The 16,122-nt window shown below is 31.5% G+C and carries 17 protein-coding genes and 1 other annotated feature; of the genes, 14 read left to right on the top strand and 3 right to left on the bottom strand.

The features are described from left to right. The first annotated feature begins 14 nt into the window (after positions 1-14). From C0982_RS05180 to thrS, 5 genes are all read left to right on the top strand, one after another. Entirely contained in the window at positions 15-1,988 is a 1,974-nt protein-coding gene (locus C0982_RS05180) for an aconitate hydratase (RefSeq protein ID WP_101773148.1), read from the top strand. Then, complete coding sequence (locus C0982_RS05175; protein WP_101773147.1) at positions 1,981-3,015, top strand: isocitrate/isopropylmalate dehydrogenase family protein; 1,035 nt, start codon at positions 1,981-1,983, stop codon at positions 3,013-3,015. Before C0982_RS05180 ends, C0982_RS05175 begins: the two co-directional genes overlap by 8 nt. Positions 3,016-3,172: 157 nt before the next feature. After that, the gene (locus C0982_RS05170) at positions 3,173-4,393 is read left to right on the top strand and encodes a glycosyltransferase family 4 protein (RefSeq protein ID WP_101773146.1); all 1,221 of its coding nucleotides are present in this window, start codon (positions 3,173-3,175) and stop codon (positions 4,391-4,393) included. Positions 4,394-4,409: 16 nt separating this feature from the next. Continuing rightward, positions 4,410-5,129: a DUF6873 family GME fold protein gene (locus C0982_RS05165; RefSeq protein ID WP_330399788.1), complete on the top strand. Its 720-nt coding sequence runs from the start codon at positions 4,410-4,412 to the stop codon at positions 5,127-5,129. A 101-nt stretch (positions 5,130-5,230) separates the two neighbouring features. Beyond that, positions 5,231-5,446 (top strand) — a binding site (T-box leader). Between the two features lie 97 nt (positions 5,447-5,543). Further along, positions 5,544-7,469, top strand: a complete 1,926-nt coding sequence (gene thrS / locus C0982_RS05160; RefSeq protein ID WP_101773144.1) for a threonine--tRNA ligase — start codon at positions 5,544-5,546, stop codon at positions 7,467-7,469. A gap of 103 nt (positions 7,470-7,572) precedes the next feature. Here the strand turns inward: thrS and C0982_RS05155 are convergent, their stop codons facing one another. Further along, positions 7,573-8,193, bottom strand: a complete 621-nt coding sequence (locus tag C0982_RS05155; protein WP_101773143.1) for an ECF transporter S component — start codon at positions 8,191-8,193, stop codon at positions 7,573-7,575. Between the two features lie 228 nt (positions 8,194-8,421). Between C0982_RS05155 and C0982_RS05150 the strand changes: the two genes are divergently transcribed. From C0982_RS05150 to rplT, 4 genes are all read left to right on the top strand, one after another. After that, complete coding sequence (locus C0982_RS05150) at positions 8,422-9,288, top strand: methionyl aminopeptidase (protein WP_101773142.1); 867 nt, start codon at positions 8,422-8,424, stop codon at positions 9,286-9,288. 203 nt (positions 9,289-9,491) lie between these two features. After that, entirely contained in the window at positions 9,492-10,010 is a 519-nt protein-coding gene (gene infC, locus C0982_RS05145) for a translation initiation factor IF-3 (RefSeq protein ID WP_242961497.1), read from the top strand. Between the two features lie 25 nt (positions 10,011-10,035). After that, a complete protein-coding gene (gene rpmI / locus C0982_RS05140) occupies positions 10,036-10,233 on the top strand; it encodes a 50S ribosomal protein L35 (protein WP_101773141.1) in 198 nt (65 codons plus the stop codon). A gap of 24 nt (positions 10,234-10,257) precedes the next feature. Further along, positions 10,258-10,614, top strand: a complete 357-nt coding sequence (rplT, locus tag C0982_RS05135; RefSeq protein WP_101773140.1) for a 50S ribosomal protein L20 — start codon at positions 10,258-10,260, stop codon at positions 10,612-10,614. A gap of 66 nt (positions 10,615-10,680) precedes the next feature. Here rplT and C0982_RS05130 read toward each other — a convergent pair whose 3' ends face one another. Together C0982_RS05130 and C0982_RS05125 are read right to left on the bottom strand one after the other, a co-directional pair. Further along, complete coding sequence (locus C0982_RS05130; protein ID WP_101773139.1) at positions 10,681-11,019, bottom strand: hypothetical protein; 339 nt, start codon at positions 11,017-11,019, stop codon at positions 10,681-10,683. Between the two features lie 12 nt (positions 11,020-11,031). Then, on the bottom strand, positions 11,032-11,448 hold the full coding sequence (locus C0982_RS05125) for a YtxH domain-containing protein (protein WP_180946862.1): 417 nt from the start codon (positions 11,446-11,448) through the stop codon (positions 11,032-11,034). A gap of 431 nt (positions 11,449-11,879) precedes the next feature. On the opposite strand from C0982_RS05125, the gene C0982_RS05120 reads away from it, so the two are divergent. From C0982_RS05120 to queA, 5 genes are all read left to right on the top strand, one after another. Then, positions 11,880-12,554: a 3D domain-containing protein gene (locus C0982_RS05120; RefSeq protein WP_242961496.1), complete on the top strand. Its 675-nt coding sequence runs from the start codon at positions 11,880-11,882 to the stop codon at positions 12,552-12,554. A gap of 297 nt (positions 12,555-12,851) precedes the next feature. Continuing rightward, positions 12,852-13,349, top strand: coding sequence for a crossover junction endodeoxyribonuclease RuvC (gene ruvC / locus C0982_RS05115; protein ID WP_101773137.1), 498 nt, complete (start codon positions 12,852-12,854; stop codon positions 13,347-13,349). 32 nt (positions 13,350-13,381) lie between these two features. Continuing rightward, positions 13,382-14,002, top strand: coding sequence for a Holliday junction branch migration protein RuvA (gene ruvA, locus C0982_RS05110; protein WP_101773136.1), 621 nt, complete (start codon positions 13,382-13,384; stop codon positions 14,000-14,002). Between the two features lie 14 nt (positions 14,003-14,016). After that, positions 14,017-15,021 (top strand): Holliday junction branch migration DNA helicase RuvB, encoded by a 1,005-nt coding sequence (gene ruvB / locus C0982_RS05105; protein ID WP_101773135.1) that lies wholly within the window; start codon positions 14,017-14,019, stop codon positions 15,019-15,021. Between the two features lie 12 nt (positions 15,022-15,033). Then, positions 15,034-16,056 carry a tRNA preQ1(34) S-adenosylmethionine ribosyltransferase-isomerase QueA gene (queA, locus tag C0982_RS05100; RefSeq protein ID WP_101773134.1) on the top strand — a complete coding sequence of 341 codons (1,023 nt, stop codon included), beginning with the start codon at positions 15,034-15,036 and terminating at the stop codon, positions 16,054-16,056. Positions 16,057-16,122 lie beyond the last annotated feature (66 nt).

Here is a 16,122-nt window from a genome sequence, read left to right as displayed (position 1 = left end):
AAGAGGTGATTTGGTTGGGAAGAAATATTGTAGAAAAAATACTTTATAACCATGTAGTAGAAGGACAATTAGAAAAGGGAACTACTGTTGGTATAAAAATAGATAGAACATTAACTCAAGATTCTACTGGAACTATGGCATATTTGCAGTTAGAAGCAATGGGGATAGACAAAGTAAAAACTAAGCAGTCTGTTGCATATATTGACCATAATATGTTGCAACAAGGTTTTGAAAATGCAGATGACCATAGATTTATACAAACTGTAGCTAATAAATATGGAATATACTTTTCAAAACCTGGAAATGGTATATGTCATCAGGTTAATTTAGAAAGATTTTCTGTTCCTGGAGAGACTCTATTAGGATCTGATAGCCATACTCCAACTGCAGGAGGCGTGGGAATGTTAGCTATTGGGGCTGGTGGACTGGATGTTGCACTTGCTATGGCTGGCGAACCATATTATATAGAAGTTCCAAAAGTTGTAAAAGTCGAACTGACAGGAAAATTAAATAGCATGGTAAGTTCAAAAGATATAATATTGGAAGTTTTAAAAAGAGAAACCGTAAAGGGTGGAGTAGGAAAAATTTATGAATATGGAGGAGATGGACTAAAAAATCTATCTGTTCCTCAAAGAGCAACAATTACTAATATGGGTGCAGAGTTAGGGGCTACAACTTCAATTTTCCCGAGTGATGAAAAGACAAAAGAATATTTTGAGGCACAGGGCAGATTATCGGATTGGAGTGAACTTATTGCCGATGATGATGCAATATATGATGATATAATAAAAATAGATCTTGGAGAATTGGTTCCAATGGTAGCCGCTCCTCATAGCCCTGATAATATTAAATCATGTTCAGAAGTTGGCGAGATAAAAGTTGACCAGGTCGCGATTGGAAGTTGTACAAATTCATCATATGAAGATTTAATGAAGGTATCAAGAATACTAAAAGGAAGAAAAGTTGCTGATGATGTAAGTTTAGTTATAGCACCTGGGTCAAGACAAGTTATGGAAATGATAGCGAAAAACGGTGCACTGGCAGATATAATTAGTTCAGGTGCAAGAATTTTAGAAAACTCCTGTGGACCTTGCATAGGAATGGGGCAATCACCAGGGACTGATGCGGTAAGTATTAGAACATTTAATAGAAATTTTTATGGAAGAAGTGGAACTAATTCGGCTCAAGTATATTTATCTAGTCCGGAAGTAGCAGCAGTTAGTGCTATATATGGAAAGCTTACTGATCCTAGAAATATTGATTTTGATGTGGATTTTGAAGATATCACTATAGATAAATTTTTGATTGACGACAGCATGATAATATCGCCAAGTGAAAACCCTCAAAATGTAGAGGTGGTAAGGGGTCCGAATATAAAGCCGTTTCCACTAAATACAAAACTTGAAGATGTATTATCTGGGAAAGTTATAATAAAAACAGATGATAACATAACTACAGATCATATTATGCCATCAAATGCTAAATTATTGCCATATAGAAGTAACATACCATATTTATCTAAGTTTAGCTTTAGTACGATAGATGAAAACTTTTCTGATAGAGCTATTGAAAATAATGGAGGTTTTATAGTAGGCGGGGAAAACTACGGACAGGGATCTTCTAGAGAACATGCTGCCTTAGCTCCATTGTACTTAGGGATAAAGGGAGTTATCGCAAAAAGTTTTGCAAGAATTCATAAAGCTAATTTAATTAATAGTGGGATAATTCCTATGGAGTTTGAGAACGATGAAGATTATAATTTAGTTGATCAAGAAGATTATAATTTAGTTGATCAAATGGATGATATCTTAATAGAAAATGTTTTAGAAGGAATCACTAAAGGAAGAATGAAGATAGTAAACAAAACAAAAAATACATCTTTTTATGTGAGCACTAAGTTTAATGATAAAGAGATTGAAATGTTAAAATTTGGTGGAAAGTTAAACAGTATTAAATTAAAAAATACAGCGGAGGGAACAAATGCATAAAATTACGCTTATACCTGGAGATGGAATAGGTACTGAGATTACAGCTGCAATGAAGAAAGTTGTAAAAGAAGCGGGAGTTGATATTATTTGGGAAGAATTTGATGCAGGAGAAAGCGTATTAGAAGAATATGGTACTCCGCTTCCGAAACACATAATAGAAAATATTAGAGAAAATAAACTAGCAATAAAAGGTCCTATTACAACGCCAGTAGGCAAAGGATTTAGAAGTGTTAATGTTGCACTTAGAAAAGAGCTTAATTTGTACGCAAATGTTAGACCGATAAAAACATTTGAAGGTATAAAATCTCGATATGACAATATTGACATTACGATTATTAGAGAAAATACTGAAGATTTGTATTCAGGTGTTGAACATAAGATAGGTGACTACGCTGGTGAAAGTATAAAAATAATTACTAGACCTGCGTGTGAAAAAATAACACAATTTGCCTGTGACTACACAAAAACAAATGGATATAAACGACTTTCTGCAGTTCACAAAGCAAATATTATGAAAATATCAGATGGTCTTTTTCTAGATGTTTTTAATGAAGTATGTGAAAATAATAAAATATACAGAAAAAATGCTAATGAAGATAAAGATATATATTCAGATGATGTGATTGTGGATGCTGCAGCAATGAATTTAGTTTTAAACCCTGAAGATTTTGACGTTTTAGTAATGCCAAATTTATATGGAGATATTCTGTCTGACTTATGCGCAGGTCTAGTGGGTGGACTGGGAATGGTTCCAAGTGCCAATATAGGAGAAGACTGTGCAGTATTCGAAGCTGTGCATGGTAGTGCTCCACAGATAGCTGGTAAGGGTATTGCAAATCCTACTGCGATAATTCAGTCTTCAATTATGATGCTAAGACACATAGGTGAACACGATGCCGCTATGAAAATAGAAAATGCTTTAAGAACAATATTTAAAGAAGGAAAGGTATTGACAGTAGATCTAGGTGGAGACAGTAGTACTGAGGAATTTAGTAATGAGCTTTGCAAGATAATAAGAAACAGTTAAAATAAACAATAATTACCTAAAATAAGAGGATTGTGTAAACTTTGCACAATCCTCTTATTACTATTGCAAAAGATTTAAAATATACTTATAATTATGAAAGATATGTATTGATAAAATTTATAATTAAAAATAATAAAATTAATAGGAGGACTTTTTTATGAATATTCTTCATATAAGCGCCCAAAAACCGGATTCGACAGGAAGTGGGATCTACCTTAGTGGCCTTATAAAAGGATTAGAGCCGATGTGTAGCTCACAAACATTGATTGCAGGTATTGATAAAACAGATAGCATAGAATCTATATACGATAAATTTGGAGAGAATTTCAAACTATTTCCAGTAGTTTATAATGCAGGTGATTTGAACTTTAATGTCCCTGGAATGAGTGATAGTATGCCATATCCAAGCACAAGATATAGAGACATGAACGATGATATGGCTGAAAAAATGAAAAAAAATATAATTTCAGCACTTGAAGAAGCCTTGAAGTACTGTGATCCTGATGTAATCGTATGTCATCATTTATACTATGCGACTTCTATAGTCCGTGAGTTTTTACCAGATAAAAAGATTGTGGCAATATGTCATGGAACATGTATTAGGCAGTTGAAATCACATGATTTTAAGAAAAAATACATTTTAGAAAATATTTCTAAATTAGATATGATTTTTTCGCTGCATCATGATCAAAAGGGTATTATTGAGGATTTATTCAACTTACCAAGCGAAAAAGTAGAAGTGTTGGGAAGTGGATACAATAAGAATGTATTTAACAATAAGTGCTACGAAAAAAATGGACAAATTACTATATCATATGCAGGGAAGATATCATATAGTAAGGGGCTAAAACCATTTATCGAATGTCTTGAAGAGTTGGACTATGGAAAAGACTCAATAAAATTTATTATGGCAGGAGATGGCAGTGACTTGGATGAAGTCGAAGATATCAAGTCATGTGCAAATAACTCTAAGTATGAAATTGAATTTGCAGGTAGAGTCAATCAAGAAAAATTAGCTGAAATCTTAAATAAATCAGATATATTTGTATTGCCATCTTATTATGAAGGGCTTCCACTTGTAATATTAGAAGCTATGGCTTGTGGAAACTATGTTATATCGACAGATGTGCCTGGTGTAAAAAGATGGATGGGAGATAAAATAAATAATTGTGGCATGATTGACTATGTATCTTTACCTAAAATGGAGAAGGTATCAGTCCCTATGGAAGATGAAATTCCAGCTTTTGAAAGTAGGCTAAGAGAGTCTCTAATAAAAGCAATAGAGTATAGAAAAAAAGACAGAACAAGATGTGTTGAAATTGGAGATCTATCTTGGGAAGGTTTATCGAAAAAACTATATAATTTTATCAGTAAATAATAAAAGAAAGGTGTGAATTTATATTAAAAGGGTAATAGTAGATTATAGGATGGAAGATCAGATGAAAAATAACTTAGAAAAACTAGGTTATAAAATATATGATTCATTCAACAATACTAACGTGCATCCCTCTCTATCAGGTCATGTGGATATTTCTCTTTTTTTCGATGGAAAAAACTTTATTTCTTCAAAAGAGTCATATTCATACTATAAAAAAATTATAGAAGATGCTGATTTTAAAAATAAGTATCTCTTAATTGAAGGTGATTCATTTTTAGATAAATCATATCCTTCTGATGTAAAATACAATTTATGCTACACAGGAAAATATGCTATTGGGAATTTTAATTATATAGATGAAAGATTAATTAGCAGATTAAAAGAGATAGATGCTAAATTTATCAATATAAATCAAGGTTATGCTAATTGTTCAATTTGCTGTGTTGATGAAAATTCATTAATTACTTCTGATGAAGGTATATTTAAGACATTAAAAAATACTGATTTAGATATTTTAAAGATTGAAGAGGGAAATATAGAATTGCAAGGCATGAATTACGGATTTATTGGAGGAGCATCAGCTCAACTGGGAAATGACAATATTTGTTTTTTTGGAAATATAAATGAACATCCCAATAGTAACAGTATAAAAAAGTTTATTGATAAAAAAGGCAAAAAAATAATGAATTTAGATTCTAATAAATTAAAAGACTATGGAGGATTAATAGTTTTTTAAATAAGTGGAAGCGAATTATTTAAGATTTAAATTAGTAAATAATAAAAGAATATTGCCAAAATTAAATTTATGTGTTAATATAAGATATCATTAAATATTAATATAATGCTATGAAAAAGGAAGAGTATGGTAAATATCATCTACAGAGAAGTTGAACCTTAGGCTGAAAGTTCACGAGAAAAGAGTTATCAGAAAACTACCTTTGAGCAAGACTCATTAGCTTAGGTGAAAATGTCTGGTTGACTGCCTTAAAGTCATTTCGAGAGGGTGTATTTATACACCAACTTGGGTGGAACCGCGATTTACTCGTCCCAATTTTTAGGGGCGAGTTTTTTTATTTAAAAAATTAATATAATATTATGCATATCATTGCCAAATATTATATTGTGATATTAAAAAATGGAGGTATTAGAAATGATCAATGTTGAATTGAAAGATGGAAATATAATTCAAGTAAAAAAAGGCTCTTCTTTATTAGATGTAGCAAAAGAGATTAGTGATGGATTTGCTAGAAGTGTATTAGTTGCTTCAGTTGATGGAAGAATGGCTAGTTTGAATGAAGAATTAAATGAAGACGTAAAGGTAAGTTTTTACAGATTTGAAGATGAAGAAGGAAAGGATGTTTTTAGACATACTAGTGCACATATATTTGCACAGGCGCTTAAGAGACTTTGGCCTGAAGCGAAGATAGCTATAGGTCCTTCTATAGAAAATGGTTTTTACTATGATTTTGATTTAGATCATAAGTTGGTACCAGAGGATTTAGAAAAAATAGAAAAAGAAATGAAGAAGATTGTCAAAGAAGACTTGAAGATAGAAGGTTTTGAAGTTTCAAGAGATGTGGCAATTGACATGATGAAAAAAATAGGTGAAGATTATAAAGTAGAAATGATAGAAGATCTTCCAGAAGATGAAGTAATATCAATGTATAGACAAGGTGAATTTGTAGACTTATGTAGAGGACCACACCTTCAAAGTACTAAAAAAATTAAGGCATTTAAGCTTCAAAGTATTGCAGGTGCATACTGGAGAGGTGATGAAAAAAATAAAATGCTTCAAAGAGTGTATGGAACTTCTTTTGAAAAGAAAAAAGATCTAGATGAATATTTAAAGATGTTAGAAGAAGCTAAAAAGAGAGACCATAGAAAAATAGGTAAAGAAATGGAATTATTCATGATTCCAGAAGAAGGACCAGGTTTCCCACTATTTTTACCTAGAGGTGTAGAGTTAAAGCATGCTCTTATGAAGTATTGGGAAGAAATACATAGAGAAGATAAGTACGTTGAAATAGAAACTCCTATTATGCTGAATAGAAAATTATGGGAGACTTCAGGTCACTGGTTCCACTATAAGGAAAACATGTATACTTTAGAAATTGATGAAGAAGATTATGCTGTTAAGCCAATGAACTGTCCGGGAGCCATGATTTTCTACAAGTCTAAACTACATTCATATAGAGATTTCCCAATGAGAGTTGCTGAAAGAGGTAGAGTTCATAGACACGAACTTTCTGGAGCACTTCATGGATTGATGAGAGTAAGAGCTTTTACTCAAGATGATGCACATATATTTATGTTACCAGAACAAATAAGAGATGAAATAAAGGGTGTAATTAATCTAATAGATCAAGTTTACACTAAATTTGGATTTACATATCATGTAGAGTTGTCTACTAGACCAGAAGATTCAATGGGAACAGATGAAGAATGGGCAATCGCTGAAGATGGTCTTAAGGGTGCATTAGATGAATTAGGAATGGACTATATAATAAATGAGGGGGATGGAGCTTTTTATGGTCCTAAGATTGACTTCCATCTAAAAGACTGTATAGGAAGAACATGGCAGTGTGGAACTATCCAGTTAGATATGCAGCTTCCTCAAAGATTTGATGCTACATATATTGGTAAAGATGGAGAAAAGCATAGACCAGTTATGATTCACAGAGTTTGCCTTGGATCTATTGAAAGATTTATAGGTATACTTATAGAAAACTATGCTGGTAAATTCCCAGTTTGGCTTGCTCCTTGTCAGGTAAAAGTTATTTCAGTATCAGATAAGTACAATGAATACGCAAATAAAGTAGTTGATAGATTATTCGACGAAGGCTTAAGAGTAGAACTAGATGATAGGGCTGAAAAAGTAGGATTCAAAATAAGAGAAGCACAGCTTGAAAAAATACCATACATGATAGTAGTAGGAGAAAAGGAACAAGAAAACGGAACAATTTCTGTTAGATCAAGAGATGAAGGTGAATTAGATTCTATGGAAATGAATACTTTCTTAGAAAAAATTCAAAAGCAGATTTCTGATAGGGAAAATGTAGATATGGAATTGCTGTAAAACGGAATTGAATAAACGTAAAAGAAATTAATAAAAAATAAAAAAGCGTCCAAGAATTAGTTTTAACTAATTCTTGGACGCTTCTTTATTTTTATTAAAAAAACTATGAGGCACTTATATTGAAATTATTTTTTTTCATATGATAATCTAGTAAAAGATTATTTTTAATAAGAATAGGTCTAAGTGAAGAATAAATTAAAATAGACACGGTAACTGCTGTAATAGCATTGAAAAAAGTTACTCCCGCATTTAATTTTGCAAGTATTGAAGCAACATTAGCAGGCTGACCTAATATGTAAATCTTATAGAAGTAACCAACGAAAGGATCTGCAAACACATTAAAAGCCATTCCGGCTATAGATGCGATTAAAGCCCACTTGAAAATATATTTACTATCTGAACTTTCATTGATTTTTGCATATTTATGTGCTATCAGTCCGACAATTAAACCTATACAAAACTTTAATATAAAAGTTTTAGGAGCAACTAATATGTATACGGGATCCATAATATCGGCAAGTGTCATGCCAATGGCTCCAGCGAGTCCACCGTAGAATCCTCCAAGTAAAAGAGCTGCTAATACTAAAAATACATTACCAAAATGTATCGATGTTGCATCTCCACCAGGTATAGGAATTTTAATTTGTAAAAATGTGAATGTTATAAAGCAAAGGGCAGCTAATATAGCGGTTTGACTAAGCTTCATTAATTTTTGGTTTTTCATTATGACACCCCTTTTAAAAGAATAATTACAATACAATTCTATTATTTAGAGTTAAAAAAGTCAATTGAATATAGGCTAAATGATAATAAAAACAAAAAGTATCGATACAATATAATAATGATAATTTAGAAATAACAAGAATATTTTATTTAAAAGTAATTATAATTATAATATTGTGGTATTATAATATGGTAGGAAGCTTTATTACTATTAATATAGGAGGACGATATGCAAAATAGAAATGATAAGTGCTGGTGTGGAAGTGGCCTTAAATATAAAAAATGCCATATGGAAATGGATGAAAAAATAAGAGAACATGAATTGAAAGGTGAAATTGTGCCTGATAGATTTACAATAAAAACACCGAATGAAATAGAAAAAATAAAAGAAAGCGCTAAGGTAAATACAGGCGTTCTAGACTATATATCAAAATATATAAAAGAAGGTATAACTACTGAAGAAATTGATAAGTTAGTGCATTCATATACAGTAGAACATGGAGCTATACCAGCGCCACTTGATTATGAAGGATTTCCAAAAAGTTGTTGTACATCTATAAACAATGAAGTGTGTCATGGAATACCATCAGATAGCGTAGTGCTAAAAAATGGAGATATAATAAATGTTGATATATCTACGATTAAAGATGGATACTACTCAGATGCATCTAGAATGTTTATGATAGGAGAAGTATCAGAAGAAGCAAGAAAACTAGTGGAAGTTACAAAAGAGTGTCTTGAAATAGGCATTGAGCAAGTAAAACCATGGGGACATATAGGAGATATTGGTGCAGCTATACAGGAATACGCAGAAGAAAGAGGTTATTCTGTTGTGACTATGTTTGGTGGACATGGTATTGGAAATGAATTCCATGAAGAACCGTTTGTTTCTCATGTAGGAAGAAGAGATACTGGCATGTTGATGGTTCCAGGGATGATGTTTACGATTGAACCTATGATAAATATAGGTAAGCCTCAAGTTTATTTAGATAAGAAAAATGGATGGACTTCATATACTAAGGATGGTTCTTTATCGGCTCAGTGGGAGCACCAGTTATTAGTTACAGAAGACGGATATGAAATAATATCTAAATAAATTGTTGACATATTATCGAAAATGGGATATACTAAACAAGTGATAAAAAGAAGTAGAATCCGTTCTCACCTTACGGCACAGCTTAGTAAGGTCGATAAGTCAGCAGAAGTAGGCAAAATTTGCCTTTTTGTATAGAACTTACGACGGATTTTTTAATCCGTCTTTTTATTTTGCAAGTATATTTGTGAAGAAAGAAAGTAGAGGTGTCTGGTATTAGTAAAGAGCTAACAATCAACGAAGAAATTAAAGCAAAAGACGTTAGAGTAATTTCTGAAACTGGGGAACAATTGGGAATCATGAGCTTAAGACAAGCTTTAGATTTAGCAGCTGAAAAGAATTTAGATTTGGCAGCTATTTCTCCAAATGCACAACCGCCTGTTTGTAGGATATTAGACTATGGAAAGTTCAAATATGAACAAGCCAGAAAAGAAAAAGAAGCTAAGAAAAAGCAAAAAATAGTAAGTGTAAAAGAAATAAGACTTAGACCGGGAATTGGGGATAATGATCTTAGAACAAAAGCCAATAATGCTATTAAGTTCCTACAAAAGGGAGACAAGGTAAAAGTTGAACTAAGATTTAGAGGAAGAGAACTTGGACATAAAGATATTGGTAGAGAAGTAATTATGAAGTTTATAGAAATGTTAAGTGAGTTTGGAGAACCAAGTAAACTCCCTAAATTAGAGGGAAATAATATGGTTGCGATTATAGATCCAAAAAAATAGATAATATTGAGAGGAGGATTTTGTTATGCCAAAGATGAAGACACACAGAGGTGCAGCAAAAAGATTAAAAAGAACAGGAAGCGGAAAGCTTAAGAGAGCGAAAGCTTATAAAAGTCATATACTTACAAAGAAATCACCTAAAACTAAGATGAACTTAAGAAAAGGAACATTAGTAAGCGAAGGTGATGCAAAAAGAATAGCACAATTGTTACCATATAAGTAAGATTAGTATTTAGGAGGGGTTATAATGGCAAGAGTAAAAAAGGGTATGAATGCCCATAAGAGACATAAAAAAGTAATTAAACTTTCATCAGGTTACAGAGGGGCTAGAAGTAAATTATTTAAGACTTCAAACCAATTTGTTATGAAAGCTTTAAACAATGCTTACATAGGAAGAAGATTAAAGAAGAGAGATTTCAGAAAGCTTTGGATTCAGAGAATCAATGCAGCTTGTAGAATGAACGATATGTCATACTCAAAATTCATGAATGGATTAAAGAAGGCTGAAATAGAAGTAAACAGAAAGATGCTTGCTGAAATGGCTATAGCTGATCCAGCAGGATTTACAAAGCTAGTAGAAGTTGCTAAGGCACAGTTAGCTTAATAATTATGAGTTTAAAATAAATATCATATAATAAAAAATACCCAGGTTTATAAACCTGGGTATTTTTTATTTTTTGAAACTATTTTTTATAATGCTAGCAATATCTAGAGATGTAGATATTCCAGATTTTATTTTTTCTTTGGCAACTAACACATCTGATGCTACATCAACAGCTACATCAGTGACGTCTTTTGCATTATCTACTACGGCATCTACATTTGTAGCTAATCCAGGTAGTTTTGCAATTGTTAAACTTACATTTGCTGAATTTTGGTTAATTAGAGTTTCTATGCTCAATAGTAAACCGTTTAGCCTCTTTAGGAGTAAAATTAAAAAAATAAGGGCTATACAGCCTAATATGGCCAATATAAACAAAATAGTCTGCGTGTCTATCGTAAATGTCATCTAATATACCTCTTAATTTTCAGCGTTTTCGCTTTTATTTATTTCTTCACTCGAATTTGCTTCATTTGAAACATCAGAATCAGCACTATCTCCAAGTGCAATCACTTCTATTTCTGCTTCTTTTTTATCAAAATAATCTTTTATTTTGTGTTTGGAATCTTTGATTTTACTTTTAGTGTCTTCAATAGACTGGGTAGTCTTATCTGAAATAGATTTTGATGTCTCTGCTATTGCTTTTCCTGTATTTGAAGCGCCTTCTTTTATATCCCCAATAGTCTCTTTTCCTGATTGAGGAGCAATTAAGACACCACTCACTACTCCGACTGTAGCACTAGCAGCAGCAATTTTTGCATATTTTAAAGCTTTTTCTTTTCTTTTCTTTTTTTCAGCTTCTCTTCTTTTTCTCTTAATCACATTGGTTAAACCCATAATTACACCTCCCATATTGTTGAGTACTCTTTAATATAATACTACACTGAACGGAGTTTAAAGTCAATTTATATAGTAGATAAAATATAGTGAAAATTGACTGATGATTAATAAAAATAACTATGCAAATCTGGAGATAGGAAAAATATTTTAAGAATAGGAAAAAGTTTTTTTGTTTCTTTTTACTAAAAGAATGTCATAAAAAAGTTACAAAATGTAATTTATTTATTAGCGGTTTATAACTTGATATTACTGTATTATGGCTATAATGAGGTGTAAAAGATTGAAAAAAAAGTTGCTTTTTTGTAATTTTTATATTAAACTATGTAAGTGAAAGAAATAAAAGTTACAAATTGTTACTTTTTTGAGGCCGAAATTGAGGTCAAATTTAATTACAGGGTGAAATATTCTAAACATAAAGGAGAAATAATATGAAAAAAGCAATATCAACTACATTGGGAGCATTAATTTTAATGTCGACAATAGGAACTAGTTTAATAGGAGTATCTTTTGCAGATACAGTAGAAGCTGCTGAGAATGTATTTACTACAAATATGGGATGGAGTAAATCAGGAAATGATTACATATATTTAAATGCGAATGGAGAAAGAACTTATGGCTGGAATAGAGTCAACGGTTTATGGTATTACTTCAACGGTAATGGAGTAATGGTAACAGGAGTACAGAGTATAGGTGGGAAAAAATATAACTTTAGTGATAGTGGAGTTTTAAGAAATGAAATTAAAGAAGACGCTAACTCTCAAAAGACTTCAACATCTTCTAATACTAATAAAAATGTATTTTATGACAAAAAGGGGAATGTATTAGGAACTGGTAAAAAATATGTTTCAAATGCAAGTGCATATACAGGTCACACAATAACAGCATCAGGTCAAAAGCCTAGATGGGGAACTATAGCAGTAGATCCTAAGGTTATTCCACTAGGATCAAAGGTATACGTACCATACTTTGATAAAGTATTTATCGCCAATGATACAGGTGGTATTATAAAAGGAACAAAGATAGATATATTTATGACTTCATATTCTCAGATGATGAACTTTGGAAGAAGAAACATAGATATAGTAGTTTTAGATAATAAATAATAATTATTAAAATATTAAAAAGATACAAATAAGACTGTCGAATTATTTAATGAATAATTTGCTAATAAATCTATATTTATAAGAAAAATGAAAAAGAGGCTTTTGCCTCTTTTTTTTTGAAAAAAATATTTGTCTAATTTGTTAAAAAAGATCAAGTATGATAAAATGAATGATGGTATAAATTTAAGGAACTGATTAAAATTAAGATTATAATTCGAATATTGTATAAGTATATGATAGAAATATTAGTAATAGTAAAATTATTAGTAACGATAAAACTATTGAAAGTGAGATATTATGATAATATTAGGTATAGATCCAGGGTTGGCAATAATAGGTTATGGAGTAGTAGAATATAAAAATAGTAAGTTTAGGCCTATTGACTATGGAGCTATTACTACGCCTGCAGGCATGGATATTGTAGACAGGTTAGAGCTCATATATAAGGGTATGAATCAATTATTTAAAATGTATAACATAGATGAAGTAGGTATTGAAGAACTTTTCTTCAATAAAAACGTAAAAACAGCTATAACTGTAGCACAAGCAAGGGGAGTAATTCTTCTTTCGTGTACACAAAACAATAAACCTGTATATGAATATACTCCACTTCAGGTAAAACAAGGCGTATGTGGATATGGTAGAGCTCCGAAAGAGCAAGTACAAAAGATGGTTACTTCATTTTTAAATTTGAATGAAATTCCTAAACCAGATGATGTGGCAGATGCGCTAGCAGTGGGAATATGTCATGCACATTCAAATAAATTAGATAAAGAGCTAAGCAAATTTTATTGATATATAAGTAATTAAGAGAAAGGTATCGTATTATGATTGGGTATATAAAAGGTATTGTAGAAGATGTTGGGATAGATTTTATAATAGTAGAAAACAATGGAGTAGGATTTAAACTAAATGTTTCTTCAAATACAATATCACAGCTATCATTAGGAGAAGAAGTAAAGATTTATTCAAAGATGATAGTAAGAGAAGATGATATTAGTCTATGTGGTTTTTATTCGGAACAAGAGCAAGAGATGTTCAATTTATTAACATCAGTGTCAAAGATAGGTACAAAGGTAGGGTTGTCAATATTGTCTTTTGCAACACCAAATCAGCTGTATAAATATATAAGAAATGCAGATACAGCTTCTTTATCGAAAGCTCCTGGTGTAGGTAAAAAAACTGCAGAAAGAATTGTATTAGAACTAAAAGATAAAGTTAATAAAATTGCAATAGATGAAGATGATTTTGAAAATGAACAAAATATTGTGGACTCAAAACAAGTTTCTAATAGCGAAGAAGAAGCGATAGAAGCATTAATGTCTTTAGGATATTCTAAGCAGGAATCACAAGAAGCAGTATACTTTGTAAAACAACCAGGTATGGAGACAGAGGATATAGTAAAAAAATCACTTGAATATATAATGAAAAGCAGTATTAAATTTTAAAGGAGGTAAAATAAATGGATGAAGAACGAATAATTACTTCTACAATGAAAGAAGAAGATTTTGATATAGAAAATACTCTTAGGCCAAAATCTCTTGATGAATATTTAGGTCAAGAAAAATCAAAAGAACAGTTAAGAATATTCATAGAAGCCGCAAAAAATAGAAGTGAAGCTTTGGACCATGTATTATTATACGGACCTCCTGGACTAGGAAAAACGACACTTGCAGGTATTATAGCAAATGAAATGGGAGTTAATTTAAGAATTACATCAGGGCCAGCAATCGAAAGAGCTGGAGACTTAGCTGCTATATTGACAAATTTGCAAGAAAATGATGTATTATTTATCGATGAAATTCATAGAATAAATAGAAATGTAGAAGAAGTTTTGTATCCAGCAATGGAGGATTATTGTCTGGATATTATAATAGGTAAAGGTCCTTCAGCGAGAAGTATAAGGCTAGACTTACCAAAATTCACTCTGATTGGAGCTACGACAAGAGCAGGTATGCTTACAAATCCACTTAGAGATAGATTTGGTGTTATATGTAAACTCGACTACTATAATGAAGAAGAACTAGCCGAAATTGTAAGGAGATCTTCTAATATTCTAGATGCAGGTATACTTGATGAGGGAGCACTACAAATTGCAAAGAGATCAAGGGGTACACCTAGAATTGCAAATAGATTGCTAAAAAGAGTAAGAGATTTTGCTCAAGTGAAGGCAGAAGGGACAATAACGGATGAAGTAGCAAAGAGTGCCTTAGAATTAATAGGAGTTGATCCGTTAGGATTAGATTTTATAGATATAAAATTATTAAATACAATAATAGATAAATTTTCAGGTGGTCCGGTTGGATTGGATACCCTTGCAGCATCTATTGGAGAAGATAGAAATACTATAGAGGATGTGTATGAACCATATCTTCTTCAATTAGGATTTATAAATAGAGCCGCTAGGGGTCGTATAGCTATGCCGAGAGCATACAAACATTTAGGGATACCACTAAAAGAAAAATAGAAAGGCAAAAAAATGAAGACGAGTGACTTTTTTTATGATCTTCCTAACGAACTTATAGCACAAGTTCCAATATCGGATAGATCGAGTTCGAAATTGATGGTAATGGATAAAATTACAGGAGAAATTGAACATAAAGTATTTAGAGATATAATAGAATATTTAGATGAAGGGGATTGTCTTGTAATGAATGATACAAGAGTTATCCCAGCTAGGTTAATTGGTGAAAAATTAGATACTGGTGGAAAAATAGAGTTTTTATTATTAAAAAGAAATGAAGATGATACTTGGGAGACTCTTGTGAAGCCAGGTAAGAAAGCTAAGATTGGATCTAAATTCAGTTTTGGTGAAAATAAATTAGTTGCAGAAGTTGTCGATATTACGGATGAAGGTTCTAGAATAGTAAAATTTAGCTATGAAGGAATATTCGAAGAAGTATTGGATGAATTGGGAAATATGCCTCTTCCTCCATATATAACAGAAGTATTGGAAGATAGAGAAAGATATCAGACAGTATATTCTAAAAATAATGGGTCTGCCGCAGCTCCTACAGCAGGTTTACATTTTACGAATGAGCTATTAGATCAAATTAAAAATAAAGGGATAGATATTGCATTTGTAACGTTACATGTTGGGCTTGGGACTTTTAGACCTGTAAAAGTTGATGATGTGGACAGCCATAAGATGCATTCAGAATATTTTAGAGTAGAAAAAGAAGCTGCAGAAAAAATAAATAAAGCTAAAAAAAATAGAAAGAAAGTTATATGTGTAGGAACAACTAGCTGCAGAACGATAGAATCATCTTGTAAAGATGGCTATGTGATAGAAAAAAGTGGATGGACGGATATATTTATATACCCAGGGTACAAATTTAATGTAGTGGATAACCTTATAACTAATTTTCACTTACCAGAATCTACGTTAATAATGCTAGTAAGTGCACTATCAAGCAAAGTTAACGTGCTAAATGCATATAAAGAAGCAGTAGAAAATAAGTATAGATTTTTTAGTTTTGGAGACGCAATGTATTTAAAATAGATAAATTTAAAAAAGTAATTAAAAAGCAATTAAAAAGCAATTAAAAAGCTATTAGAGAGGAATTTA

Origin of the sequence: Peptostreptococcus faecalis, assembly GCF_900240845.1 — a bacterium.
In the GTDB taxonomy this organism is placed as follows: domain Bacteria; phylum Bacillota; class Clostridia; order Peptostreptococcales; family Peptostreptococcaceae; genus Peptostreptococcus; species Peptostreptococcus faecalis.
Note: the sequence above shows the minus strand (reverse complement) of the source record. Positions and strands in the feature narration are given on the sequence as shown.

What these genes read in the sequence shown, in the direction of transcription:
- C0982_RS05175 (WP_101773147.1), top strand. Translation starts at nt 1,981, where the DNA reads ATGCATAAAATTACGCTTATACCTGGAGATGGAATAGGTACTGAGATT.
- C0982_RS05170 (WP_101773146.1), top strand. Translation starts at nt 3,173, where the DNA reads ATGAATATTCTTCATATAAGCGCCCAAAAACCGGATTCGACAGGAAGT.
- thrS (WP_101773144.1), top strand. Translation starts at nt 5,544, where the DNA reads ATGATCAATGTTGAATTGAAAGATGGAAATATAATTCAAGTAAAAAAA.
- C0982_RS05155 (WP_101773143.1), bottom strand. Translation starts at nt 8,193, where the DNA reads ATGAAAAACCAAAAATTAATGAAGCTTAGTCAAACCGCTATATTAGCT.
- C0982_RS05150 (WP_101773142.1), top strand. Translation starts at nt 8,422, where the DNA reads ATGCAAAATAGAAATGATAAGTGCTGGTGTGGAAGTGGCCTTAAATAT.
- rpmI (WP_101773141.1), top strand. Translation starts at nt 10,036, where the DNA reads ATGCCAAAGATGAAGACACACAGAGGTGCAGCAAAAAGATTAAAAAGA.
- rplT (WP_101773140.1), top strand. Translation starts at nt 10,258, where the DNA reads ATGGCAAGAGTAAAAAAGGGTATGAATGCCCATAAGAGACATAAAAAA.
- C0982_RS05130 (WP_101773139.1), bottom strand. Translation starts at nt 11,019, where the DNA reads ATGACATTTACGATAGACACGCAGACTATTTTGTTTATATTGGCCATA.
- C0982_RS05125 (WP_180946862.1), bottom strand. Translation starts at nt 11,448, where the DNA reads ATGGGTTTAACCAATGTGATTAAGAGAAAAAGAAGAGAAGCTGAAAAA.
- C0982_RS05120 (WP_242961496.1), top strand. Translation starts at nt 11,880, where the DNA reads ATGAAAAAAGCAATATCAACTACATTGGGAGCATTAATTTTAATGTCG.
- ruvC (WP_101773137.1), top strand. Translation starts at nt 12,852, where the DNA reads ATGATAATATTAGGTATAGATCCAGGGTTGGCAATAATAGGTTATGGA.
- ruvA (WP_101773136.1), top strand. Translation starts at nt 13,382, where the DNA reads ATGATTGGGTATATAAAAGGTATTGTAGAAGATGTTGGGATAGATTTT.
- ruvB (WP_101773135.1), top strand. Translation starts at nt 14,017, where the DNA reads ATGGATGAAGAACGAATAATTACTTCTACAATGAAAGAAGAAGATTTT.
- queA (WP_101773134.1), top strand. Translation starts at nt 15,034, where the DNA reads ATGAAGACGAGTGACTTTTTTTATGATCTTCCTAACGAACTTATAGCA.